The sequence below is a fragment of the Pseudomonas sp. MG-9 genome (assembly GCF_018729515.1).
GTDB lineage: Bacteria > Pseudomonadota > Gammaproteobacteria > Pseudomonadales > Pseudomonadaceae > Aquipseudomonas > Aquipseudomonas serboccidentalis.
The window spans coordinates 447,534-472,463 of the sequence record NZ_JAHHZH010000006.1 but is presented as its reverse complement, the minus strand read 5'-3'; the positions used below and the strand labels follow the sequence as shown (position 1 = coordinate 472,463).

At 61.4% G+C, this 24,930-nt stretch carries 16 protein-coding genes and 1 rRNA gene; 15 read left to right on the top strand and 2 right to left on the bottom strand.

Annotated elements, in window-relative coordinates:
* The 7 genes from rrf to yfiB all read left to right on the top strand — a co-directional run.
* Window positions 1-97, top strand: a 5S ribosomal RNA gene (gene rrf, locus KKQ10_RS18595); the annotation flags it as partial.
* Window positions 98-251: 154 nt separating this feature from the next.
* Entirely contained in the window at window positions 252-3,704 is a 3,453-nt protein-coding gene (gene recC / locus KKQ10_RS18590) for an exodeoxyribonuclease V subunit gamma (RefSeq protein WP_215501928.1), read from the top strand.
* Window positions 3,701-7,387, top strand: a complete 3,687-nt coding sequence (gene recB / locus KKQ10_RS18585; RefSeq protein ID WP_215501927.1) for an exodeoxyribonuclease V subunit beta — start codon at window positions 3,701-3,703, stop codon at window positions 7,385-7,387. The genes recC and recB overlap by 4 nt, the downstream gene beginning before the upstream one ends.
* Complete coding sequence (gene recD, locus KKQ10_RS18580; RefSeq protein WP_215501926.1) at window positions 7,384-9,474, top strand: exodeoxyribonuclease V subunit alpha; 2,091 nt, start codon at window positions 7,384-7,386, stop codon at window positions 9,472-9,474. Before recB ends, recD begins: the two co-directional genes overlap by 4 nt.
* Window positions 9,475-9,593: 119 nt before the next feature.
* Complete coding sequence (gene yfiR, locus KKQ10_RS18575) at window positions 9,594-10,169, top strand: regulatory sequestration protein YfiR (RefSeq protein ID WP_127650177.1); 576 nt, start codon at window positions 9,594-9,596, stop codon at window positions 10,167-10,169.
* On the top strand, window positions 10,166-11,434 hold the full coding sequence (dgcN, locus tag KKQ10_RS18570; protein ID WP_127650175.1) for a diguanylate cyclase DgcN/YfiN: 1,269 nt from the start codon (window positions 10,166-10,168) through the stop codon (window positions 11,432-11,434). Before yfiR ends, dgcN begins: the two co-directional genes overlap by 4 nt.
* A 5-nt stretch (window positions 11,435-11,439) precedes the next feature.
* Window positions 11,440-11,934 (top strand): outer membrane lipoprotein YfiB, encoded by a 495-nt coding sequence (gene yfiB, locus KKQ10_RS18565; RefSeq protein WP_502941626.1) that lies wholly within the window; start codon window positions 11,440-11,442, stop codon window positions 11,932-11,934.
* On the opposite strand, the gene KKQ10_RS18560 is transcribed toward yfiB, so the two are convergent.
* On the bottom strand, window positions 11,931-12,878 hold the full coding sequence (locus KKQ10_RS18560; protein WP_215501925.1) for a LysR family transcriptional regulator: 948 nt from the start codon (window positions 12,876-12,878) through the stop codon (window positions 11,931-11,933). The two genes, yfiB and KKQ10_RS18560, sit on opposite strands and share 4 nt — an antisense overlap.
* 149 nt (window positions 12,879-13,027) lie before the next feature.
* Between KKQ10_RS18560 and KKQ10_RS18555 the strand changes: the two genes are divergently transcribed.
* Entirely contained in the window at window positions 13,028-14,554 is a 1,527-nt protein-coding gene (locus KKQ10_RS18555; protein WP_127650169.1) for a CoA-acylating methylmalonate-semialdehyde dehydrogenase, read from the top strand.
* A 9-nt stretch (window positions 14,555-14,563) separates the two neighbouring features.
* Window positions 14,564-15,451: a 3-hydroxyisobutyrate dehydrogenase gene (mmsB, locus tag KKQ10_RS18550; protein WP_127650167.1), complete on the top strand. Its 888-nt coding sequence runs from the start codon at window positions 14,564-14,566 to the stop codon at window positions 15,449-15,451.
* Between the two features lie 277 nt (window positions 15,452-15,728).
* On the opposite strand, the gene KKQ10_RS18545 is transcribed toward mmsB, so the two are convergent.
* Window positions 15,729-16,073, bottom strand: coding sequence for a cupin domain-containing protein (locus tag KKQ10_RS18545; RefSeq protein WP_003177747.1), 345 nt, complete (start codon window positions 16,071-16,073; stop codon window positions 15,729-15,731).
* A 522-nt stretch (window positions 16,074-16,595) separates the two neighbouring features.
* Between KKQ10_RS18545 and KKQ10_RS18540 the strand changes: the two genes are divergently transcribed.
* From KKQ10_RS18540 to KKQ10_RS18515, 6 genes are read left to right on the top strand one after another with little or no spacing between them, the layout of a single operon-like run.
* Window positions 16,596-17,165: an acyl carrier protein gene (locus tag KKQ10_RS18540; protein ID WP_215501924.1), complete on the top strand. Its 570-nt coding sequence runs from the start codon at window positions 16,596-16,598 to the stop codon at window positions 17,163-17,165.
* 8 nt (window positions 17,166-17,173) lie between these two features.
* Window positions 17,174-18,448 (top strand): beta-ketoacyl-[acyl-carrier-protein] synthase family protein, encoded by a 1,275-nt coding sequence (locus KKQ10_RS18535; RefSeq protein WP_215501923.1) that lies wholly within the window; start codon window positions 17,174-17,176, stop codon window positions 18,446-18,448.
* 1 nt (window position 18,449) lies between these two features.
* Entirely contained in the window at window positions 18,450-19,508 is a 1,059-nt protein-coding gene (locus tag KKQ10_RS18530; protein WP_215501922.1) for a beta-ketoacyl-[acyl-carrier-protein] synthase family protein, read from the top strand.
* Window positions 19,505-20,800, top strand: coding sequence for a beta-ketoacyl-[acyl-carrier-protein] synthase family protein (locus KKQ10_RS18525; RefSeq protein ID WP_215501921.1), 1,296 nt, complete (start codon window positions 19,505-19,507; stop codon window positions 20,798-20,800). The genes KKQ10_RS18530 and KKQ10_RS18525 overlap by 4 nt, the downstream gene beginning before the upstream one ends.
* Window positions 20,797-22,005, top strand: coding sequence for a beta-ketoacyl synthase N-terminal-like domain-containing protein (locus KKQ10_RS18520; RefSeq protein ID WP_215501920.1), 1,209 nt, complete (start codon window positions 20,797-20,799; stop codon window positions 22,003-22,005). Before KKQ10_RS18525 ends, KKQ10_RS18520 begins: the two co-directional genes overlap by 4 nt.
* A 54-nt stretch (window positions 22,006-22,059) precedes the next feature.
* Window positions 22,060-24,930, top strand: coding sequence for an aminotransferase class III-fold pyridoxal phosphate-dependent enzyme (locus KKQ10_RS18515; RefSeq protein ID WP_215501919.1), 2,871 nt, complete (start codon window positions 22,060-22,062; stop codon window positions 24,928-24,930).

Genomic DNA, 24,930 nt, shown 5'->3' with positions numbered 1-24,930 from the left:
TGGAACCACCTGATCCCATCCCGAACTCAGAAGTGAAACGATGCATCGCCGATGGTAGTGTGGGGTTTCCCCATGTGAGAGTAGGTCATCGTCAAGATTAAATTCCGAAACCCCAATTGCGAAAGCAATTGGGGTTTTGTTTTGCCTGCGGGAAAGTTCCTACAGCATGCAGATGCCCCTTCCGGCTGCCACAACCGGCCGACAGTGCTAAGGTTCTGCCCTGGCTTTTGTACTTTTCCAAGGAAGCTTTTATGCCGGACGCCTCGTCCCTCAATGCTGCATTCATGGTGGTCCAGAGCAATAGCCTGGACGAGCTGCGCAGCCTGGTGGTCAGCGTCATGCGGCGTTATCCGCTGGCGCCCTTGGAGAATGAAATCGCTCTGGTGCAGAGCAACGGTATTGCCCAGTGGCTCAAACTGGCCTTGGCTGAAGATCCTGAAGAGGATGACCTCGGTGGCTGCGGAATAGCTGCTGCCATCGATGTGCAGCTCCCCGGCAGTTTCATGTGGCAGCTCTACCGCATGGTGTTGGGCCGAGACGAAATCCCCGCCACATCCCTGCTCGACAAAGCCCCCCTGACCTGGCGACTGATGCGCTTGTTGCCGCAGGTTATTGATCGCCCGCATTTCGAACCGCTGCAACGCTTCCTCACCCATGACACCGATTTGCGCAAGCGCTACCAGTTGTCCGAGCGTCTGGCGGACCTCTATGACCAATACCAAGTATATCGGGCCGACTGGCTCGAGGATTGGGCCGAGGGACGGCACCAGCTACGCAATGTCAGGGGCGAAGTGAAGCCACTACCCCCCGTCAGTTGTTGGCAGGCTGAGCTGTGGCGTGCGCTGTTGGAGGATGTCGGTGAGCAAGGCATGGCCCAGAGCCGAGCCGGCGTTCACCAGCGATTTATCGAGCGCATAAATTCCCTCGATCAGGCGCCTGCTGGACTCCCCTCGCGGGTGATTGTGTTCGGCATCTCTTCATTGCCGGCCCAAGTGCTTGAGGCGCTGGCCGGACTGGCACGTTTCAGCCAGGTGCTGCTATGCGTGCACAACCCCTGCCGGCACCACTGGGCCGATATCGTCGCCGACAAGGATCTGCTGCGGCATCAATACAAGCGCCAGAGTCGAAAGACCGGAATGCCCGCCGTACTTGATCCCGATGCATTGCATCAACACGCCCACCCGCTACTTGCCGCGTGGGGCAAGCAAGGTCGCGACTACATCAACCTGCTCGACAGTTATGACGATCCCAACAGCTATCGCGCCGCTTTTCGCGATGGGCGCATCGACCTGTTCAGCGAGAACCAGCCACAGAATCTGCTCAATCAACTTCAGGACGATATCCTCGAGTTGAGGCCACTCAATGAAACGCGTGAGCACTGGCCTGCCGTTGATCTCGAACACGACGAGTCGATCCGCTTTCACATTGCCCACAGTGCTCAGCGCGAAGTGGAGATACTCCACGATCAGTTACTCGCACGCTTCAGCGCCAATCCGGATTTGCGTCCACGCGATGTGATCGTGATGGTGCCGGATGTCGACAGCTATGCACCGCATATCCGGGCGGTATTTGGTCAACTGGATCGGCATGACCCACGGTTCATTCCATTCACCTTGGCGGACCAGGGCCAGCGCGGTCGGGATCCATTGCTGATTGCAGTCGAGCACCTGCTCAAACTGCCGGACAGCCGTTTCCCGGTCAGTGAGATCCTTGACCTGCTCGACGTTCCCGCATTACGCGCTCGTTTTGGCGTGGAAGAGCGTGATCTGCCAACGCTACACCGCTGGATCGAAGGGGCAGGCGTGCGTTGGGGAATGAACGCCGAGCAGCGTGCCGGTCTCGGTTTGCCGGATGAGCTGGAACAGAACAGCTGGCATTTCGGCCTGCGGCGGATGTTGCTGGGGTACGCCGTCGGCAGCTCCAATGCCTGCGCGGGTATTGAGCCCTACGATGAGATCGGCGGACTGGATGCAGCGTTGATCGGGCCGTTGGTGGCCTTGCTCGACGCATTGGAGCTGGCCCATCGCGAGCTTACTCAGGCTGCTCAGCCCAAGGTGTGGGGGCTGCGACTGCAAATCCTGATGCAGTTGTTTTTCAAAGCCAGTAACGAGCACGATGATTATCTGCTGACGCAACTTGAAGAGTTGCGCGAGACCTGGCTGCAGACCTGTGAGTCCGTAGGGTTGATCGATGAGTTGCCGTTGACGGTGGTTCGAGAAGCCTGGCTCGCGGGACTGGATCAGGGGCGTCTGTCCCAGCGTTTTCTCGCTGGAGCGGTTAACTTTTGCACACTGATGCCCATGCGGGCGATCCCGTTCAAACTTGTCTGTTTGTTGGGGATGAATGATGGCGACTATCCTCGGGCGCAACCGCCACTGGACTTCGATCTCATGGGCAGCGATTACCGGCCGGGAGACCGCTCGCGGCGTGAAGATGATCGCTATCTATTGCTTGAGGCGCTGCTGTCTGCACGTGATCAGCTGTACATCAGTTGGGTCGGGCGCAGTATACGTGACAACAGTGAGCGGCCAGCGTCGGTACTGATCGGCCAGTTGCGCGACCACCTCGCCAGCGGCTGGCGGATGCTTGATGAGCGGAAGGATCTGTTGGGCGCCATGACCGAGGAGCATCCGCTGCAACCGTTCAGCTCGCGTTATTTTCATGAAGGCGATCAGCTATTCAGCTATGCCCGTGAATGGCAGGTTTTGCATCAAAGCCATGCGCGACAACACGAGGCGGAACTATTGGCGCCTCATGTTCAGGAAGAGCCATTGAGCCTGGCCTTGCTGCAGGATTTTCTGCGTAATCCGGTCCGGCACTTTTTCACTCAGCGGCTCAAAGTCTATTTCGAGGCCGCCGAAGCGCCCTTGGCTGACGAAGAACCTTTCGTGCTGGATGCACTGCAGCGCTACACGCTGAGCGATAGCTTGCTCGAAGCCGCACTCAGGCAGCCGGACAATATTGATCGGGCGCTTGAGGATCAGGCCCGGCGTCTGCAAAACAGTGGCTTGCTGCCCATGGCCGGTTTCGGTGAATGCCTCCAGAGGGAGTTGATCGAGCCGTTGCCCGACTTGCTGCAACGTTACCAACAGCTACTGGCGTTATGGCCCACGCCGGTGACCAGTGCGATCCCGGTCAATCTTGAGTTGCAGGGCGTGCGTGTGGAAGGTTGGCTCGCCGGTTTGCATCAGCGCGATGACGGTGGTGTGTTGTCGGTCACGACCATTCCCAACAGCATCGGCTCGATCAAAAGTCGAAAATGGCATCGATTGACCAAACCCTGGGTCAATCACCTGGTGGCCTGCGCCAGTGGGCTTACGCTGACCACGGCATTGGTGGCGAGTGACGATACGCTGCTGCTGGAACCGATGGAGCAAGACAGAGCCCTGCGTTTCCTTGGTGATCTGCTGCTTGCCTGGCAGGCCGGCATGCGCCAGCCACTGCCGATCGCGGTAAAGACGGCCTTCGCCTGGCTTGCGCAGACTGATCCACTCAAGGCCGAGGCTGCTGCCAGAAAAGCCTACGAAGGTGACGGCCAGACCAGCGAAGGAGAGCGCCGTGAAAGTCCTGCGTTGTCCCGACAATTCGCCGACTTCGACGCATTGATTGCGGACGAAACGTTCTCCGGTTGGTGCGACGCGTTGTATCGCCCTCTGTACGAAGCGCCCTGGCGCTCATTGGCCAGCGAAGGGGCTCGCGCATGACCACCAAGACACCTCTGGCCCTGGCGTTCCCGCTGCACGGTAGTCAGCTCATCGAAGCCAGTGCCGGCACCGGCAAGACCTTTACCATCTCGGCTCTTTATCTGCGTCTGATCCTTGGGCACGGCGGCGAATCGAACGGCTTCGGCCGTGAACTGCTGCCCCCGCAGATTCTCGTGGTGACCTTCACCGATGCCGCCACCAAAGAACTGCGCGAGCGAATCCGTACGCGGCTGGCCGAGGCCGCACGATTTTTCCGTGAAGAAACCCCTGCTCCGGATGGATTGATTGCCGAGTTGCGTGAGCAATTTGACCCGTCACAATGGCCCGGCTGCGCCAATCGCCTGGACATCGCCGCGCAATGGATGGATGAGGCGGCAGTCTCCACCATCCACAGTTGGTGCCAGCGCATGCTGCGCGAACACGCGTTCGACAGCGGTAGCCTGTTTACCCAAACCCTGGAAACCGATCACAGCGATCTGCTCGGCGAAGTGCTGCGCGATTACTGGCGACTGTTCTGTTACCCGATGCAGGGTGATGCACTGAACTGGGTTCGCGCTAACTGGGGCGGGCCGGCAGCGTTGTTGCCACGGGTGCGAGGTCTGTTTGGCAGTGAGCGCGACAGCGAAGAAGGCAAGGCCCCCGCAGAGTTGATCGAAGAGTGTCTGCAGGAACGACGTGCTGCGTTGCTCGACCTGAAGATGCCTTGGCGTCAGTGGGCGGATGAACTGCTGGTGATCTGTCACGAGGGTGTTGCGAGCAAAGCCGTCGATGGCCGCAAGATGCAGGCGCGCTACTTCGAACCCTGGTTCGAGAAGCTCAAGACCTGGGCGGAAGACGAGGCCATGGAGCAACTGGACATCGGCACCGGTTTCACTCGGTTGACCCCTGACGGGATGGCCGAAGCCTGGAAGGGCCAGGCTCCGAGTCATCCTGGTCTGGACGCAATGCCGGGGCTCAAGTCGAGCCTCGACGCGCTGCCGACCCCCGATGCCGCTGTATTGCAGCACGCGGCGAGATGGGTGGGGGCACGCTTTGAGGAAGAGAAGCGACGCCGCGCGGAAATGGGGTTCGATGACATGCTGTTGCGCCTCGATGCGGCTTTGCAATCCGACAGCGGCGAACGCCTGGCGGCGGTGATCCGCGAGCAGTTTCCGGTGGCGTTGATCGATGAGTTTCAGGACACCGACCCGGTGCAATACCGGATCTTCGAGAGCATCTATCGCATCGAAGACAACAGTCCGGACACTGGCCTGTTCCTGATCGGCGATCCCAAACAGGCGATTTACGCGTTCCGTGGCGCCGATATCTACACCTACCTGCGTGCGCGTCAGGCCACCACTGGCCGTCTGCACACGCTGGGCACCAACTTCCGCTCCAGCCATGGCATGGTGAACGCGGTCAATCATGTATTCGAACGCGCCGAGTCCCGCGAGCAGGGACGCGGCGCGTTTTTGTTTCGGGAAAAAGATGGGCAGAACCCGGTGCCTTTCCAGCCTGTTGAGTCTCAGGGGCGTAAAGAGCGGCTGCAGATCGCCGGCCAGGATGTCGCGGCGCTGAATGTCTGGCATCTGTCGACGGACCAGCCATTGTCAGGCGCGGTCTATCGCCAGCAATTGGCGGCGGCCTGTGCCAGCGAAATCACTGCATTGCTCAATGGCGGGCAAACCGGTGCGGCGGGCTTCATCCATGATGGGCAGGACTTCAGAGGCTTGCGGCCTTCCGATATCGCGATTCTGGTACGCGACGGCAAAGAGGCTCAAGCCGTACGCGCAGAGCTCGCCGTCCGTGGGGTGCGCAGCGTTTACCTGTCGGACAAGGACTCAGTCTTCGCCGCCCAGGAAGCGCATGACTTGCTATCCTGGCTCAAGGCCTGTGCCGAGCCGGATGTCGAACGTTCACTGAAGGCCGCACTGGCCTGCATCACCCTGAATCTGCCCCTGGCTGAGCTGGAGCGATTGAATCAGGACGAATTGGTCTGGGAGGCCCGGGTCATGCAGTTCCGTGGTTATCGCGAACTGTGGCGCAAACAAGGTGTGCTGCCGATGTTGCGGCGCTTGCTGCACGACTTCCATTTGCCGCAGACCCTGATCGCACGCAGTGATGGCGAACGGGTGCTGACTAACCTTTTGCACTTGTCGGAACTGATGCAGCAGGCCGCAGCGGAGCTCGATGGCGAACAAGCGTTGATTCGCCACCTTGCCGAGTTGCTGGCGTTGTCCGGTCAGGCCGGTGAAGAACAGATATTACGTCTGGAGAGCGACGAACAACTGGTCAAGGTGGTGACCATCCACAAGTCGAAAGGGCTTGAGTATCCGTTGGTGTTCCTGCCCTTCATCTGCTCGGCAAAGCCAGTGGACGGCAGTCGCTTGCCGCTGCATTACCACGATGCCACAGGCAAGGCCCAGCTGACGCTGAAACCGACCGCGGAGTTGATTGCCCTGGCGGACGATGAACGCCTGGCTGAAGACCTGCGCCTGCTCTATGTCGCCCTGACTCGCGCGCAACATGCCTGCTGGCTGGGTGTCACGGATCTCAAACGTGGCAATAACAACAGTTCGGTACTCCACCTTTCAGCGCTTGGTTATCTGCTTGGCGGCGGTGAAACACTGGGTGAATCAACCGGGCTGAACCGTTGGCTGCTGGATCTGCAGCAGGACTGTACAACCATACACATGGGTGAAATGCCGCAAGCTACCCACGAGATTTATCGCCCCGAGCGTAATGAAGCGATCCTCAGCGCCACTTTGATGCCCAAGCGCAAGGCCAGTGAAAACTGGTGGATTGCCTCCTACAGTGCCTTGCGCATCAGCGACGTATTGAGTGTCGGCAGCGATGAAGCACCGGACAGTCCGCAGGCGCAAAAGCTGTTTGATGATGAGCGTCTCGATCCGGATGCGCCGCGAGAGGTAGTCGTCGGCGGTGCCGATATCCATCGTTTCCCCCGTGGCCCTAACCCGGGCACCTTTCTCCATGGTCTGCTGGAGTGGGCTGGAGACGAAGGTTTTGCCGTTCCCTTTGAAACGCTCAAGGATGCGATTGGTCGACGCTGCAACCTGCGCGGCTGGGAGGGCTGGATCAACACCCTGAGTGAGTGGCTGCATCATCTACTCAAGTCTCCGTTGCCAACGGGCGGACAGCCAGCGGTGGTTCTCGAGCAACTGAAACAGTACCGCGTCGAGATGGAGTTCTGGTTCGCCAGTCACAAGGTCGATGTTCTTAAACTCGATGAATGGGTGCGTCAGTACACCCACAACGGCGTGGCGCGGGTGGCCGCCGAGCCTGTGCAACTCAACGGCATGTTCAAAGGCTTTATCGACCTGACCTTCGAACATGAGGGTCGCTACTACGTGGCCGATTACAAATCCAACTGGCTGGGCGTCGATGATGCGGCCTATACCGAGCAAGCCATGGAGCGCTCGATCCTCGACAACCGTTACGACCTTCAATACGTGCTGTACCTGTTGGCGTTGCATCGGCAACTGAAGGCGCGGCTGACTGACTACGATTACGATCGGCATGTCGGCGGCGCGTTGTATGTGTTCCTGCGGGGGACCCGGGCAGACAGTCGTGGCGTGTATTTCGCGCGTCCGCCACGTGAACTGATCGAACGTCTGGATCGCCTGTTCCAGGGCAAACCGGATCCCAAGGCCGAACCCGCATGGGAACAGGGAGTCCTGCTATGAACCGTACCTTCGCCGACCTGTCATCGGGTATCGACAACCCATCGAGCCTGGCGCCGCTGACGAGTGCCTCAGATCTGCTGCTATTGCTTGATCGCTGGGTCGAGCGAGGCTGGCTTCGCTCGCTGGACAAGGCCTTCGTCGGCTTTCTGCACGAACTCGCGCCCGAGTCCGATCCGCTGGTGCTGCTCGCAGCCGCACTGACCAGCCACCAACTGGGGCACGGGCATGTCTGCCTGGATCTTTTCGAAACCCTCAAGGCACCGGATTTCGCTCTGTCTCTGCCACCCGAAGGCGATGTGCAGAGTGGCGTCTTGCTGCTGCCGTCGCAGTTGCTTGAAACGCTGGACGGCGCCCATTGGTGCAAGGCGTTGGCAAGCAGCTCTCTGGTTGCGCTGGCAGCAGACAACCGCGATGCGGCGCACCAGCGGCCGTTGGTGCTGTCCGGCAAGCGCCTGTATCTGCGGCGATACTGGGCGTATGAGCGTCGCATCGATGTTGCGTTGCGCACACGTCTGGCTCAAGGTGAAACGCCGCCCGATGACCTGCCCCAGCGTCTCGATGAATTGTTCGGCCCCGCCAGGCCAGGTGCAGTGATCGACTGGCAGAAACTCGCCTGCGCCCTTGCCACTCGCGGAGCCTTCAGCATCATCACGGGTGGCCCGGGGACTGGCAAGACCACCACGGTGGTGCGCCTGCTCGCGCTGCTCCAGGCGCCGGCGGTGGAGGCCGGTCAGCCGTTGCGCATTCGTCTGGCGGCGCCGACTGGCAAGGCGGCGGCGCGTTTGACCGAGTCCATCAGCCAGCAAGTGCAGTCGCTTAAAGTCGCTGAAACCGTGCGCGAGAAGATCCCCTGCGACGTGACCACCGTCCATCGCTTGCTGGGCAGTCGTCCCGGCACCCGGCACTTCCGTCACCATGCCGGTAACCGTTTGCCGCTGGATGTGCTGGTGGTCGATGAAGCCTCCATGATCGACCTGGAGATGATGGCCAACCTGCTTGATGCGTTGCCGCCGCATGCGCGTCTGGTGCTGCTCGGCGACAAGGATCAACTCGCTTCCGTGGAGGCCGGGGCGGTGCTGGGCGATCTGTGCCGCGATGCCGAGGCTGGTTGGTATAACCCGCAGACTCGGCAATGGCTGGAATCGGTCAGTGGTGAGTCCTTGCAGGACAGTGGTCTGCACGAAGACAGTGACGGCTCCCATCCGCTGGCCCAGCAACTGGTGATGCTGCGCCATTCGCGGCGCTTCGGTGAAGGCAGCGGCATCGGTCAGCTTGCGCGTCGGGTCAATCAGCAGTTGCCGGAGGAGGCGCGGCAGTTGCTGACGGCCGGTCACTATGACGATGTGTTTTCACTGCCGCTCAAAGGCGAACACGATCACCCGTTCGAGCGGCTGCTGCTCGAAGGCCATGGCGAGGGTCCGCAGGGCTATCGCCACTATCTGAATGTGCTGCGCCAACAACGCCCGCCGGCGGGCAGACCGCTGGAGCATCCGGACTGGATCAACTGGGCACGGAATGTATTGCAGGCGTTCGATACCTTCCAGCTGTTATGCGCTGTGCGCAAGGGGCCTTGGGGCGTTGAAGGGTTGAATCTGCGGATCACCGAAGCCTTGCTCAAAGCGCGCCTGATCGAGCATGACCAGCAATGGTACGAAGGCCGGCCGGTGTTGATGACTCGCAACGACTACGGTCTGGGTCTGATGAACGGCGATATCGGCATCGCCCTCAAGTTGCCCGAGCGCGAGGGTCCGGACGCCGGCAAACCGGTGTTGCGCGTTGCCTTTCCGCGTAACGATGGTCAGGGCGGTGTGCGTTTCGTACTGCCGAGCCGTCTCAACGATGTGGAAACGGTGTACGCGATGACGGTGCACAAATCCCAGGGCTCGGAGTTCGCCCACACCGCGTTGATTCTCCCGGATGCCTTGAATCCGGTGTTGACCAAGGAATTGATCTATACCGGTATTACTCGGGCCAAGCACTGGTTCACCTTGATTGAACCGCGGGCCGGAGTGTTTGAAGAGGCGGTGCAGCGCAAGGTCAAGCGCCTGAGCGGACTGATGTTGGAACTTGAAGAGGCTCAGGGATGAAAAGACCGGCGGTTGGCGCCGATTACTGACCAGCCGGTCAGAAGGCGCTGTCTCGCTGGTGTTACTCCGCTGTGCTATCGTTGCGGCATCATTTCGGTACGATCCAAGAGTATCCCTGCATGAAGGTGGCTGTCTGGGCGACAGAGCGCGTGGTTCGCTGCACGTACGCATTGCTGGTCGGTCTGCTCTGTTTGCTGACGGGCGTTGCTAGTGCGCAGCCACAAACAGTGGCGGGCATGGCCGAGCAACGCGCCCAGTCTGTGACGCAGGTCGTGTTGGGCATCCTCAGTTACGCGCGCTGGCCGGTCGAACCTGCGCAGTTGCACCTGTGTATCGTCGGCCCCACCGAATACACCGATGACCTGGTCAAAGGCACCACGCAAGCGACGGGGCGGCCGGTCGCCGTACGTCGGCTGCTGGCTGACAACCCGGCGATCGTCAGCGAATGCGACGCGGTGTACATCGGCAAGCTCACGGCGGATGAACGCAGTCGGCTCTTCGCGTCGTTGATCGGCCATCCGGTGCTGAGCATCAGCGAAGGTGGCGACCAGTGCACGGTCGGTAGCCTGTTCTGCCTGCGGGTCGGCGATGATCAGGTGTCCTTCGAGGTCAACCTCGACTCTGTCGCCCGCAGCGGTGTACGCATTCACCCGAGCGTACTGCAGTTGTCGCGCCGCAAACCGGCGGCACCATGAAACTGTTCCGTTCCAGGATCCGCCCGACGCTGGGCTCGGTCATCGGCCGTGGACATTTGATAGTCGCGCTGGTGGCTGTGACGATGGCCAGCGTGTCGCTGACCCTGCTGGGCGTTCTGGCGCTGCGGGTTTACGCCGATCACAACCTGCAGCTGATTGCGCGCTCGATCAGCTACACCGTAGAAGCGGCGGTGGTGTTCAACGACAAGGCCGCTGCGACCGAAGCGCTGGCCCTGATCGCGTCCACCGAAGAAGTGGCGGACGCCCAGGTTTTCGATGCACACGGGCAGTTGCTGGCGCGTTGGCAGCGACCTGAGAACGGCCTGTTCTCCGAGCTGGAAATGCAGGTCGCCCGTACCATTCTGGAAAAGCCGATCAGCCTGTCGATCGTGCATCAGGACCGTGAAGTCGGCCACATTCTGCTGGTCGGCCACGGTGGCAGCCTGATGCGTTTCTTGTTAAGCGGTCTGGCGGGGATCGTCCTCTGTGCCGCGATCAGTGCCTGGGTCGGGCTGTATCTGGCGCGCCGACAGCTGCACGGCATTACCGGCCCGCTTCGCAGCCTCGCGGCAGTGGCCCACGCCGCCCGCAGCGAGCGCGCGCTGGATCGACGCGTACCGCCGGCGCAGATCGCCGAACTGGATAACCTTGGCAACGACTTCAATGCGCTGCTCGATGAACTCGAATCCTGGCAAACCCACCTGCAAAGCGAGAACGAAACCCTCGCCCATCAGGCCAGCCACGACAGCCTCACGGGCTTGCCGAACCGAGCGTTTTTCGAGGGGCGATTGATTCGCGCCCTGCGTAATGCCGGCAAGCTCAACGAGCGTGTCGCGGTGTTGTTTCTCGACAGCGACCGCTTCAAAGGCATCAACGATAACTTCGGTCACGCCGCCGGCGATGCGGTACTGGTGGCGGTCGCCAATCGGATCCGCGCGCAACTGCGTGAGGAGGATCTGGTGGCACGCCTCGGCGGTGATGAGTTCGCCGTGTTGCTCGCGCCGCTGCACAAGATCGAAGACGCCGAGCGTATTGCCGACAAGATTCTCGCCAGCATGGACATGCCCATTGCGCTGCCGGGCGACACCAGTGTGGTGACGTCGCTCAGTATCGGCATCGCGGTTTTTCCCGATCATGGCGTCACACCGGGCGCCTTGCTCAACGCCGCCGACGCGGCGATGTATCAGGCCAAGCGCCTGTCGCGTGGCGCTCAATTCACTGCCGGGTCGGAGAGCTCGGTCGTCAATCTTCAAACCAGGAGCTGATTCCCGTGTTCACATTTCCCGCTCGATTGTTTTCTGCCCTGCTGATGATCACCGTACTGGCGCTGACCGGTTGTCAGACCGCACCGCAAAAAGGCCTGAACCCGGCGCAGATCGCCGTACTCAAACAACAGGGCTTCGAGCCGACCGACGAAGGCTGGGAGTTTGGCCTGTCAGGCAAAGTGCTGTTTGGCAGCGATATCGAAAGCCTGAACAACCAAAGCACCGAGATCGTCGAACGTATCGGCAAGGCGCTGCTCGGCGTCGGTATCGAGCGGGTGAGGGTCGACGGTCACACCGATGCGTCGGGCAAAGAAATCTACAACCAGCAACTGTCGCTGCGCCGTGCCAAGAGTGTGGCCAAGGTGCTGACCACCATCGGCATGAAAGAAGAGAACATCCAGTTGCGCGGCCTTGGCAGCAGCGAACCGGTGGCGTCCAACAACACCCCCGCAGGACGCACCGAGAATCGCCGGGTGTCGATTGTGGTCAGCGCCGATTAATCGGCGAACTGCATCTCCCGCGTCTGCCCCATCAGCAGGCCCTGATTGCGCTCAGTCACCTCCCGGATGTAATCCCACAACAGGGTGATCCGCTTCAACTTGCGCAGATCCTCCCGGCAGTACATCCAGAACTGCCGGGTGATGTCGACTTCCTCGGGCAATACCGGCAGCAGGCGCGGATCCTGCGCGGCGAGGAAGCACGGCAGAATCGCCAATGAACGCCCTTGCTGCGCCGCGACGAATTGCGCGATCACGCTGGTGCTGCGCAGACTGGCGTTGGCGCCGGGCAGCACGTTCGCCAGGTACAGAAGCTCCGAGCTGAACGCCAGGTCATCCACATAGCTGATGAATTGATGCTTGCTCAAATCCGCCGGGTGGCGGATCGGTGGGTGTTTGTCGAGGTAGTCCTGGGTGGCGTAGAGCTGCAAACGGTAGTCGCAGAGTTTGCAGCACACGTAGGGGCCGTGTTCCGGACGCTCCAGGGCGATGACGATATCGGCTTCGCGTTTGGACAGGCTGATGAAGTGCGGCAGTGGCAGGATGTCCACCGAGATCGCCGGGTAGGCGTCGACGAAATGGCTTAGCTGCGGGGTAATGAAAAAACTCCCGAAGCCTTCGGTGCAGCCCATGCGCACGTGCCCGGAAAGGGCCACGCCAGACCCCGAGACCTGCTCACAAGCCATGTGCAGCGTGCTTTCAATCGACTCGGCATAACCCAGCAAGCGCTGGCCTTCGGTGGTCAGGACAAAACCGCTGGTCCGCGATTTTTCGAACAGCAGCGTACCCAACGCCGCTTCCAGCGAACTGATGCGCCGCGACACGGTGGTGTAGTCGACGGCGAGCCGTTTGGCCGCAGTGCTGGCCTTGCGGGTGCGGGCGACTTCGAGGAAAAACTTGAGGTCGTCCCAGTTCAGCGACCCCAGGGAGGTGATGTTTTTTTGCATGATGGACGGGCTTATATGTGCGTTCTTATTAGAAGTTTGCACATCTATACTCCAAAAACAGTCCGACAACCAATTCGTGACACACGCCTCATCTCAAGGCGAACCTTTCGCCTTGGCTCCTACGATAAAAACAAGTTTCGGAGACCAGCATGAACGCATCGCTTACGCCCAACGAAACCACGATCCAGAAGGTCAAGCTGCTGATCGACGGCGAGTGGGTCGAATCGCAGACCACCGAGTGGCATGACATCGTCAACCCGGCGACCCAGCAAGTGCTGGCGAAGGTGCCGTTTGCCACCGCCGCTGAAGTCGATGCCGCCATCAGTGCCGCACACCGCGCCTTCCAGACCTGGAAACTGACCCCGATCGGCGCGCGCATGCGCATCATGCTCAAGCTACAGGCGTTGATCCGCGAGCACTCCAAACGCATTGCCGTGGTGCTGAGCGCCGAGCAGGGCAAGACCATTGCCGACGCCGAGGGCGATATTTTCCGTGGCCTGGAAGTGGTCGAACACGCCTGTTCCATCGGCACGCTGCAAATGGGCGAGTTCGCCGAAAACGTGGCGGGTGGCGTCGATACTTACACCCTGCGCCAGCCGATCGGCGTGTGCGCCGGCATCACGCCGTTCAATTTTCCGGCGATGATTCCGCTGTGGATGTTCCCGATGGCCATCGCCTGCGGCAACACCTTTGTCTTGAAGCCTTCGGAACAGGATCCGCTGTCGACCATGTTGCTGGTGGAGCTGGCGATCGAGGCCGGCGTTCCGGCGGGCGTGCTCAACGTGGTGCACGGCGGCAAGGATGTGGTGGATGGCCTGTGCACCCACAAGGACATCAAAGCCGTATCGTTCGTCGGTTCGACTGCGGTCGGCACCCACGTCTATGACCTGGCTGGCAAGCACGGCAAACGCGTGCAATCGATGATGGGCGCGAAGAACCACGCCGTGGTGCTGCCGGACGCCAATCGCGAGCAAGCACTGAATGCCTTGGTTGGCGCCGGTTTCGGTGCGGCGGGGCAACGTTGCATGGCCACGTCGGTGGTGGTGCTGGTCGGTGCGGCGAAACAATGGCTGCCGGATCTGAAAGCGCTGGCGCAGAAACTCAAGGTCAACGCCGGCAGCGAGCCGGGCACGGATGTCGGCCCGGTGATCTCGAAGAAAGCCAAGGCGCGGATTCTCGACCTGATCGAAAGCGGCATCAAGGAAGGCGCCAAACTGGAACTCGATGGGCGCGACATCAAGGTGCCGGGCTACGAGCAAGGCAACTTCGTCGGCCCGACCCTGTTCTCGGGCGTGACGACTGACATGCAGATCTACACCCAGGAAATCTTCGGCCCGGTGCTGGTGGTGCTGGAGGTCGACACCCTTGATCAGGCTATTGCGCTGGTCAACGCCAACCCGTTCGGTAACGGCACGGGTCTGTTCACCCAGAGTGGTGCGGCGGCGCGCAAATTCCAGAGCGAAATCGACGTCGGCCAGGTCGGTATCAACATCCCGATTCCGGTGCCGGTGCCGTTCTTCAGCTTCACCGGTTCCCGTGGCTCGAAACTCGGCGACCTCGGCCCGTACGGCAAGCAAGTGGTGCAGTTCTACACCCAGACCAAAACGGTCACGGCGCGCTGGTTCGACGACGACAGCGTCAACGACGGCGTGAACACCACCATCAACCTGCGCTGAGGAATGGCCATGAAAATCGCATTTATCGGTCTGGGCAACATGGGCGCGCCGATGGCGCGCAACCTGATCAAGGCCGGCCATTCACTGAATCTGGTCGATCTGAACAAAACCGTGCTGGCCGAGCTGGAGCAACTGGGCGGCACCATTCGCGCCTCGGCCCGTGAAGCGGCCGAAGACGCCGAACTGGTGATCACCATGCTCCCGGCCGCGGTGCATGTGCGCAGCGTCTGGCTTGGTGAGGACGGCGTACTGGCCGGCATCGGCAAAGGCGTGCCGGCGGTGGATTGCAGCACCATCGATCCGCAGACTGCCCGCGATGTGGCCGCTGCGGCTGCCAAGCAGGGCGTGGCGATGGCTGATGCACCGGTTTCCGGTGGCACCGGTGGCGCGACCGCGGGCACGCTGACTTTCATGGTCGGCGCGAGCCCCGAGCTGTTCGCCACCCTGCAGCCAGTGCTGGCGCAGATGGGCCGCAACATCGTGCATTGCGGTGAAGTCGGCACCGGACAGATCGCCAAGATCTGCAACAACCTGCTGCTGGCGATCTCGATGGTCGGCGTCAGCGAAGCCATGGCGCTGGGCGATGCGCTGGGGATCGACACCTCGGTGCTGGCCGGGATCATCAACAGCTCGACCGGGCGTTGCTGGAGTTCGGAAATGTACAATCCATGGCCGGGCATCGTCGAAACGGCGCCGGCCTCGCGTGGTTATACCGGCGGTTTCGGTGCCGAACTGATGCTCAAGGATCTGGGGCTGGCCACCGAAGCGGCGCGTCAGGCGCACCAACCGGTGGTGCTCGGCGCCGTGGCGCAGCAGTTGTATCAGGCGATGAGCCAGCGCGGCGAAGGCGGCAAGGATTTCTCGGCGATCATCAACAGCTACCGCAAGCCGCAGTAAACAGGCATCGAATAGTGGGGTGAGTTTCTGTGGCGGGGGAGCTTGCTCCCGCTGGTCTGCGCAGCAGACCCAAACCCGGTAAATGCGGTTGCTCAGAGAAACCGCATTTACTGAATTTCCGACTGCTGCGCAGTCGTGCGGGAGCAAGCTCCCTCGCCACAGGTGGTTTCCCGGCTTTTTTATCGGAGGCAAAAAAGATCGCAGCCTTCGGCAGCTCCTACAGGTGGCGTAGATGTACACCCTGTAGGCGCTGCCGAAGGCTGCGATCTTTTGCTTGTCAGGCGAAGACGAAATACTTACGCACAGTCTCGACCACTTCCCAAGTACCTTTCATCCCCGGTTCAACCACGAAGATGTCCCCTGCACGCAAGTGAATCGGCGCCATGCCGTCCGGCGTGATCACGCAGTAGCCTTCCTGAAAATGGCAGTACTCCCACTTCACATAGTCGACTCGCCACTTGCCCGGCGTGCAGATCCACGTGCCCATGATCTTGCTGCCGTCTTCGCTGGTGTACGCGTTGAGGTTGACGGTGTGCGGGTCGCCTTCGAGTTTTTCCCATTTGCAGGCGTCGAGTACCGGCAGCGGGTGGGTGTCGCGCAAAACGGTGATGGGTGCGGTCATGGGTGAGCTCCAGGCAGGCCTTCAAACGGAAGCTGCACCGTATAGCGCCGCGTACTTTGCCGGTTGTCTGTACTCGACATTCAGTTGCTCATAAACGCAGCGACCGATTGCGCCAAATGGTTAGCGTACTGCGCCGGAGCATATTTAAAGATCAGTATTGATCTGGAGCAGGGGTGATGAACTTATAACAAAATTACTTGCATTAACTTGGCGTTTGATAAGTCGAGGTGGCCATCGTTAAGTTGCTCTGGATAGTTACCGCCGACACGACGGGGTACGCCTCACCATACGCAGCCTTTGTTAAGTAAATATGTCTTCCCGACCGGTAGATCGCACCAAGCGAGTGCAGTATTTACGGGGTTTTGCACGCTCGTCTCAAATGATCGAAAAACTTTAAATAGTTCGTTGACTCTCCCCTTAAGGGCAGAGTTTAGATTTCCGCCGCGTGAGAAGTTGCTGTGGGAAAAGTTACTTCTCGTATACGGAAAATATGACTCAGTCACGACTTATAGGGAGATAAAAATGAACAATCCACTGGACTTGGAACAAGTCGTTACCAGCACTCGTGCGATTCTGGCGCAGTTGTTGGTGATGAGTGCTGATGAAATTGATCAACACAGCAGTATCGTCGAAGACCTGGGGGCGGATTCGCTGGATATCGTCGACCTGAGCTTCCAGTTGGGTCGCCAATATGGCTGCACCCTGCCCAAGACCAGCGTGCTGGACCACGCCGTCGCTGTGTGTGGCGATGCCAGCGAGTTTCTCGCCAATGGCCGCATTACTGAAAACGGCAAGGCCCTGCTGGAGCAAAGCCTGAGCGGCTATGCGCCCGACCAGCTCAAGGCCGGCATGCAACCGGCGCAGGTGTTCGCCGCCACCACGGTGCTCAACTGGGCGCAGCAGTGCCGCAACCTGTTCAATTACCTGCCCTCGAGCTGCCCTGACTGCAGCGCTCATCAAGCGGTGCTCAACGAGCGTCAGCAAGTGGTCTGCGGTGCATGCAGCGCACGACTGGTGCCGGCCGATGGTGACGAAGTGTCCCGTCAACTGGTCGAGCAGTTTGTCGCCACTCACGTCAAAGAGACGGTGTAGGAGCTCTCATGCGGGCACGAGAAGTCTATGTGAGCGGGTTCGGCCTGGTCGCGCCCATGGCGCTGGACGCCGCCACGTTGTTCGAACGCATCTGCCGGAAGCAGTCCTGTGTCCGCGAACATCCCCGGTTCCAGGCGTTGGGGTTTCGCAACAGTGCGGCCGGGTTTATCGATGAGGCGCAGTGGCAGCAGATCGCCGCCGGTTTCGGCGGCAATGCGGCGCTGCATCCCCGGCAAAGCGTGCTGGCCGAGTACGTCGCGCGCCAGGCGTTGCAGCACGCCGGCCTGACGCCGGCCGACTTTGCCCACAGCCGCAGCGGTCTGTTCCTGGGGGCCAATAAGTACTGTGCCGACAGTCACGATCTACAGCGCGTCAGTCGTTGCATGGACGACGAGGGGCGCGTCGATCTGGATCGTCTTCTGGACGCTCCGGCGCCGTCGGGCAGGGCCTTCTCGCGCCGGGTCGACCAGCAGACGCAACACCTGGCGGACTGGCTCGGTATCCGCGATTGCATCTCGACCCATTCCGATGCCTGCGCCGCCGGCACCATGGCCATCGGTAGCGCTTACCGGGCGATCGAGCGCGGTGAGGTGGATCTGGCGATCTGCGGTGCGGTGGAACTGATGGCCAACGAGTTGCCTTATTACATGTTCAACAGCCTTGGCGCGTTGTGCCAGGCCGACCTGCCGGCAGGCGAGCAGAGTCGCCCGTTCATGCCGGATCGCAGTGGCTTTGTATTGAGCGAGGGAGCGGCCCTGGTGATTCTCGAATCCGCCGAGCATGCCCAGCGACGCAAGGCCAGGCCATTGGGACGCGTGCTGGGTTACGCCAATGTCTGCGAAGCGCAGAAGATGACCTCCAGTAGCCGGGATGGCAGCAAGTACGAGGAATGCATGGACGCTGCAATCGAAGATGCCGGGCTGCTGCGCAGTGCCGTGCAACACGTGAATACCCACGGAACCTCCACCCAAGCCAATGACAGTTGCGAGGCGTTGGCCCTGCAACGGTTGTTTGGTGAATGCCAGGACTTCATGACCTTCACCGCCAACAAGTCGGCCATTGGCCATTCGCTGGCAGGCAGCGGTGCGATCGAAGCGGTGATGTCGCTGATGACCTTGCGCGATGGCGTGCTGTTGCCGACCTTGAACTATGACCCGGAGCGCGCCGAATACCCGTCGCTGAAGTTCCTCAGCGAGCCATCGCGTCAGTCGGTCAATGTGGTGATGTCCAACTCCTTCGGTTTCGGCGGCGTCAACAGCTCGCTGGTTCTGGGGAGGGCATGACATGAACAGAGCCATCTACATCAATGCCGCTGCCGTGCTGAATGCGGCCGGTAGTGAATGTGCCGACCTGCTTGGCACGCCACCGTCGCCGCCACCGCTGGCATTCGACCCGCAACGCAACGCCTTTGCGCTGGCCACGCCGCGTCTGGCCAGCGATCTGTTCGATCGCAAGATCCAGCGCAGCGTCGAACCGCAGGGCTTGCGCCTGCTGCACTGCGCGGCACGGCTGGCGCCTGCGCTGGCAGCACTGCAACTGCCCGCCGCACGCATTGCCCTGACCGCGGCGATTCCGGAAGTGGACGCACCCAGCCCTTGCTGGGATGCGGTGCAGGCGATCCTCGAACAGCCGCACAAACAGCTCGCGCAGTTGTTGGCCAACACCCCGCCCCTGCATGCGCTGACGCTGCTCAACAGCAGCGTGATGGCATACGTGGCCGAAGCATTGAACTGCCACGGACCGATGGGCGGCTTCTGCTCTCAGGACAACGCCGGGCTTGATGCGCTGATCGAGGCCTGTCAGCAGATCGCTGAACAACATGCCGATGCGGCACTGGTGGTCAGCAGCAGTCCGAACCTGACGCCGGCCCTGTACCTGCGTGAACCCGTTCTGGCGGACGAGCCGGTCTACGGCGAGGGCGCGGCGGCGCTGTTGCTCAGTTCGACAGCAGCGCAGGACGCTGCGCAGGTTTTGCGCGTCGCCGGGTTTGCCCGGGGCTACAGCGCGGATCCGCAACGCGCACTGGCCGTCGGTCAACGCGTGATCGACCAGGCGCTGAGCCAGGAAAAACTGCGTGTGGGTGATGTTGTGAATGTGGTGGGCAATCCCGCCGACCGGCACCTGATGAGCCTGTTTGAATCAACGCCGCACAGCCTGCGCAGTGTCCGCGCGATGACCGGCGAACTGGGGGCCAGCGGCTTGCTGACCGAGGTCGCGCTGAGCTTGCACCACAGTCGCGCCGCGGGTGCGGTGCCTGGTTACACGCTGCTCGTCAGTCATGGTCGCGCCGGTCACTGGGGCGCATTGCTGTTGGCCAGTGAAACCCTGGAGAAGTACGCATGAGTGCGACACGGATTGTGATCACCGGAATGGGCGCGGTAACCGGATTCGGTTTCGAATGGCAGACCCTCTGGGAAAAAATGCTCGGCGCCGAACATTGCGTGCGCCCGTGGCAGCCGCAAGACCTGCAGGACACTGCGTTCCCGGTACGCTACGCGGCACCCGTGGACATGGCGCTGTTGCCCGGGCACCTGCAACAGCATCCAGCCTGGACGCTGCCCCTGGAAAAACGCAGTCGCTTTGGCTGGGTAGCCGCCACCCAGGCCGTTACCGACAGCGGCCTGGCCCCCGAGCAACTGCGCGATGCCGCCGTGCTGTGCGCCTCCGGGGCACCGCAACACATGCTCGCCGACATGCTCCTGACCCAGGCGCCTGACGGCGGTGCACCGGGCTGGCAGCACCTGATGACGCGCGCTGCGCATGTCAACGCCGAAGGCTCCCTGTGCCAGGGCAACGACCGGCTGGCGCGAGTGATTGCCGACGACCTCGGTTGTGAAGGGCCAGTCATCAATATCAGCAGTGCCTGTGCCGGCGCCTCGCAGGCGATCGGCAACGCGTTCCAGATGATTCGTCGCGGCGAAGTGCAGGTGGCCGTGGCCGGTGGCGCCGACTCGGTGCTCAACCTCGACACCATGGCTGCGCTGTATCTGCTGGGCGCCGCTTCGGGCGAACAACGCTGGGGCGCCGACCTGTGCCGCCCGTTCGATCGCGACCGCAGTGGCCTGATTGCCGGCGAGGGCGGTGGTTTCGTTGTACTGGAAAGCCTTGAGCATGCTCTGGCGCGCGGCGCGACACCGTATGCCGAAGTGCTCGGTTTCGGCAGCAGCCTGGATGCCTACAAGGTCACCGCGCCGCAGCCTGAAGGCCGAGGCGCCGCGCTGGCGATGCAAGCGGCGCTGGACGATGCCGGCCTGCAGCCGCAGCAGATCGACCTGATCAATGCCCACGGCACCTCGACGCCGCTCAATGATGTGGCGGAGACCCTGGCCATCAAGCAGGTATTCGCTCAGCACAAGCACTACCAGGCGCTGGCGGTCAGTGCCAATAAATCGCAGTTCGGTCATCTGATCGCGGCCGCCGGGGCACCGGAGTGCATCGTCACGGCGCTGGCCTGCCTGAATGATCTGGTCACACCGACTGTCAACCTGCATGCGGCCGATGAGCGCTGCGATCTGGATTATTGCGCCGGCCAGTCTGTCAGCCGACGTGTGGATTACGCCCTCAGCAACTCCTTTGGCTTCGGTGGCCTGAATACCTCGCTGGCCCTTGGCAAATATCGGGAGCACGGACAATGACTAACGCCACTGCGCGTATTGCCATCGCTGGCAGCGGTTGTGTGTTGCCCAGCGGTTGGGGCATCGAGCGTTTCTGGTCGGCGGCCCGCGAAGGTCGCAGCGCGATTGCGCCCCTGCAATCGCCGCTGTTTCGCAGTGAACGCATCGCCGCGTTCGGACAAATCGATGACGCCACGCACCAGCGCAGTCGTCAGGACGTTGCGCAAAACCTGCAGCGTTATTGTCCGCCGGCGGTGATCTGGGGTGTGAGCGCGGCGCGCCAAGCGCTGGCCGAAGCCGCTGTTGAACCGGGTCAGGACGGCTTGCGCTATGGCCTCTATTGCTGTCAGGGCGGGTATACCCATCCGTCCGTGGCGTCTTACGGCGAACTGCTTCATGAGTGCCAGACCGACAGCGGCGCCGACATGCGTCGCCTCGCCCAGCGGGTGCTGCAGGAACGTGCGCTCGACCCGTTTCTGGTGCTCAAAAGTCTGAGTAACGGTTTGCTCGGGGTGGTCAGCCTGGCGTTGAAACTGGAGTGTGAGTGCAACGCCTATATGCAAGGTGTGGCCGGCAATCTGGCGGCATTGCGGCAGGCGCACAGCGCACTGCAGAGCGGGCGAATCGATGTGGCGATCGTGGTCGGGGCCGGCAGTGAACTCGATCCGCTGGCGTTGGCTGCACTGGCTGAAGCGGGTGTGATCAGCACCGATGGCTCACAGCAGATGCGCGCATTCGATCGCCAGGGCACGGGCGCAATTGCTGGCGAAGGCGCCGCAGCGCTGGTGCTGCGCCGTGCCGACGACCTGCCGCCAGGGCCGCAGACCTGCCTGTCGGCGCTGTTCGCGCATCCGCGTCTGGACTCGCTGAGCCTCCCGGACCAACAAGCGGATCTGCTGATCAGCAGTGCCACCGGCGATCCGCACAAGGACGCCGATCTGGCCCGCGCGCTGACCCGCACCGGCGCCGCGCACATCACCAGCAGCACCGCACTGACCGGCATCCTCAGCGGTGCGCCAAGCCTGGTCGATCTGATCCTGGCCCGGCAAACATTGCAGGCGCAAAGCATTCCACCAATCGCCGGGCTGGCGCAGCCGGTGGATGCGCACCTGCCGTTTGTGCTGGGCGCGCCACGGGACGCCGTCCTGCACGATTGCCTGGTGATCAATCGCGACGACAACGGCTTCAGTGCTTGTTACCAACTCGACTTCCAGGCGGCCGACTGACCGTTTGAAGGCATTACATCGCTTCTGATTTTTTACTCAAGGGATATGACTGTCATGGATTACCGCGATTACGTTCGGCCGAAATTCGTTGAACTGATGCAGGCCCTGGGCCTGGAGTGCCAGTTTCATCGAGCGCTGGGCAGCAAACTGTTTTACCGCGACAAGCAGGGTGACGAAGTGACCGTCACCGACTTTCTCGGTGGCTACGGTGCGGCGCTGTACGGTCACAACGATCCGCAGTTCGTCGATCAACTCTGTGGGCTGTTGCGCGCAGACGTGCCGTTCAACGCGCAAATGTCGGTGCGGGGGGCAGCAGGGCAGTTGGGGCGCGAGCTCAGTGAAGCGTTCAACCGTGAGTTGAATAACACCGAGCGCTACATTTCCACGTTCTCCAACAGCGGCGCCGAGTCGGTGGAAATCGCCGTCAAGCATGCCGAATACCGTCGTCAGAAAAACCTGCAGAAGCAGTTCGACGAGCGCGATTTCGAACTGGCCAATCTGGTGGCCAGTGACAAGGCGTATGTCGAGCTGGACGTCGATGATCTCGACCTGCCGGCCGGCCTGCTGCCGCCGAACCTGTCCTGCGTGACCGTACGCCAAGTGGCCGAGGCGGTGCGTCAGCACAACCTCGCGCAGTTGCATGTCGAGCCGGTGTTCCTCGCCGTACGCGGCAGCTTCCACGGCAAACTGGTGAACACCGTGCAACTGACTTACGGCAAGCAATACCGCAAGCCGTTTGCCCGGTTCGGGCTGAATGTCGAGTTCATCGATCCGCATCAACCCCAGCAGCTTCAAGACCTGCCAGCCCGTCACCAGCACCACTGGCTGAGCCTGGAATGGAGCGGTGAAACCCTGCGCGTGCGCCGTGAAGCGTTCAGCGCAATTACCGCAGTGCTGCTGGAGCCGATTCAGGGCGAAGGCGGGATCAACGAGTTTGCCAAAGAGTTCTACCTGGGCCTGCGTCGCCTGTGCAACGAGCAGCAATGCCCGTTGGTCATCGACGAAGTGCAGTCGGGTTTCGGTCGCACCGGCACCTTGCTTGGCGCCAGCCATTTCAATCTGCAGGGTGACTACTACTGCCTGTCCAAAGCGCTGGGCGGCGGCCTGATGAAAATCGCGGCCACGGTGATTCGCGCCAGTCATTACGAAAACGATTTCAGCTACATCCACAGCTCGACCTTCGCGGAAGACGATGCGTCCTGCCATATCGCGCTGGCGGCCCTGCGCCGGCTGTTCGAGAACGACAGCGCCATGCTCAAGGACGTGAACAAAAAGGGCGAATACCTCAAGGCGTCGCTGCTGGAGCTCAAGGCGGCTTATCCGGACGTGATCGCCGATGTGCGTGGGCGCGGCCTGCTGCTGGGTTTCGAACTGCACGATCTGACCGGCACCCGCTCACTGGTTCAGGCGTCGGCGCAGTACAACGATGCGCTGGGCTACATCATCGCCGGCTACCTGTTACAGTTCGAGTCGCTGCGCGTCGCGCCATCTGGCAGCAACGCCAATGTGATTCGCCTGGAGCCTCCGGTGTGCATCACCTTCCAGGAAATCGATGGCCTGATTGCTTCGCTGCAGAAAGTCTGCGACATGCTGCGTCGTCGCGATGCATTCCCGCTGGCCGCCGGGGTGTGTGCCGACAGCATCGCCCAGGTGTCAGCGCGCGACCTCAGCTTCACGGAGACCGAAAGCCTCCCTAAGCCTGACGAGAACGTCCGCGTGGTAGCCCGCGTGGCGTTCATCAACCACCTGATCGATGCGGACATGCTCAGCGACGTCGACCCTTCGCTGTCGAGCCTCACTGCCGAGCAGAAGCGCGAGTTCATCAAACGCATGGCCCCGGAACGCCGCGCCGCGCCGATCGGCCCGGTGCAGATTCGCTCGAAACTGGGCACCGCCGTGGAGTTCACCTTGTATCCGCTGTGCATGGATTCCGATGCGATGGCGGCCTACATCGCCAGCGGCGATCTGGACACCATCCGCGAGGAAGTCGGCAATCGCATCAAGGATGCTCGCGCCGATGGCTACAGCGTCGCCGGGCTGGGCATGTACACCTCGATCGTCACCAACAACTGCCAGGCCCTGAAAATTCCTGACATGGCGCTGACCTCGGGCAACGCGCTGACCATCGGCATGGGCCTAGAGGCGATCGAGCAGGGTTGCCGGCAACAAGGGCTTGAACTGGGCCAACAGACTGCAGCTGTGGTCGGCGCCGCCGGCAACATTGCCTCGACCTACGCCTCGCTGCTGTCCACCAGCGTTGAACACCTGATCCTGATCGGCAGTGGTCGCGACGGTTCGCTGCGGCGCCTGGAGAAAACTGCGCATCAGATCTACGCCGAAGCCGCCCGCGCGATTCTCAAGGGCCTCGTCGAGCACGATCGACTGGCCACTCGCTTGCAGCAACTGCGGGGTATCGATGCCCTGTTGCAGGCCCATGGCAACAGCGCCGATCTCGGTCAGCGCGTGGCGCAACTGGTCGACGAGCAACTGGGGAGCAACGCCTTCATTACCGTCAGCAACGACCTGAGTGTTCTGAAGCAGGCGCGCATCGTGCTCTGCGCGGCGAATGCTCCGCAGGCGTTTCTCGGTGCCGAGCACTTTGCCGAGAACAGCGTGATCTGCGACATCGCGGTACCGCTGAACGTCGACCAGAACCTCGCGAGCCAGCGTTCCGACGTGCTGTACATGCATGGCGGGATTGTCCAGACGCCGATGGGTGACGGTCTGGCCAACAACGTGCGCGCCTACCTCAAACAAGGGCAGTTGTATGCCTGCATGGCGGAGTCGGTGTTGATGGGCTTGTCCGGTATGAAACAGCACTACTCCTTCGGCGACATCAGCCGCGAGCAAGTGCAGCAGATCCGTGCGCTGGCCGCGACCCATGGCTTCAGCCTCGCCCAGTTCAAAACCGACAACTCGCTGTAA

Excerpts from the sequence above, each read along its gene's own strand:
- KKQ10_RS18525 (WP_215501921.1), top strand. The coding sequence starts at position 19,505 with ATGAGTGCGACACGGATTGTGATCACCGGAATGGGCGCGGTAACCGGA.
- KKQ10_RS18515 (WP_215501919.1), top strand. The coding sequence starts at position 22,060 with ATGGATTACCGCGATTACGTTCGGCCGAAATTCGTTGAACTGATGCAG.
- mmsB (WP_127650167.1), top strand. The coding sequence starts at position 14,564 with ATGAAAATCGCATTTATCGGTCTGGGCAACATGGGCGCGCCGATGGCG.
- KKQ10_RS18530 (WP_215501922.1), top strand. The coding sequence starts at position 18,450 with ATGAACAGAGCCATCTACATCAATGCCGCTGCCGTGCTGAATGCGGCC.
- KKQ10_RS18545 (WP_003177747.1), bottom strand. The coding sequence starts at position 16,073 with ATGACCGCACCCATCACCGTTTTGCGCGACACCCACCCGCTGCCGGTA.
- yfiR (WP_127650177.1), top strand. The coding sequence starts at position 9,594 with ATGAAGGTGGCTGTCTGGGCGACAGAGCGCGTGGTTCGCTGCACGTAC.
- recB (WP_215501927.1), top strand. The coding sequence starts at position 3,701 with ATGACCACCAAGACACCTCTGGCCCTGGCGTTCCCGCTGCACGGTAGT.
- recD (WP_215501926.1), top strand. The coding sequence starts at position 7,384 with ATGAACCGTACCTTCGCCGACCTGTCATCGGGTATCGACAACCCATCG.
- KKQ10_RS18560 (WP_215501925.1), bottom strand. The coding sequence starts at position 12,878 with ATGCAAAAAAACATCACCTCCCTGGGGTCGCTGAACTGGGACGACCTC.
- KKQ10_RS18540 (WP_215501924.1), top strand. The coding sequence starts at position 16,596 with ATGAACAATCCACTGGACTTGGAACAAGTCGTTACCAGCACTCGTGCG.
- KKQ10_RS18520 (WP_215501920.1), top strand. The coding sequence starts at position 20,797 with ATGACTAACGCCACTGCGCGTATTGCCATCGCTGGCAGCGGTTGTGTG.
- KKQ10_RS18535 (WP_215501923.1), top strand. The coding sequence starts at position 17,174 with ATGCGGGCACGAGAAGTCTATGTGAGCGGGTTCGGCCTGGTCGCGCCC.
- KKQ10_RS18555 (WP_127650169.1), top strand. The coding sequence starts at position 13,028 with ATGAACGCATCGCTTACGCCCAACGAAACCACGATCCAGAAGGTCAAG.
- recC (WP_215501928.1), top strand. The coding sequence starts at position 252 with ATGCCGGACGCCTCGTCCCTCAATGCTGCATTCATGGTGGTCCAGAGC.
- dgcN (WP_127650175.1), top strand. The coding sequence starts at position 10,166 with ATGAAACTGTTCCGTTCCAGGATCCGCCCGACGCTGGGCTCGGTCATC.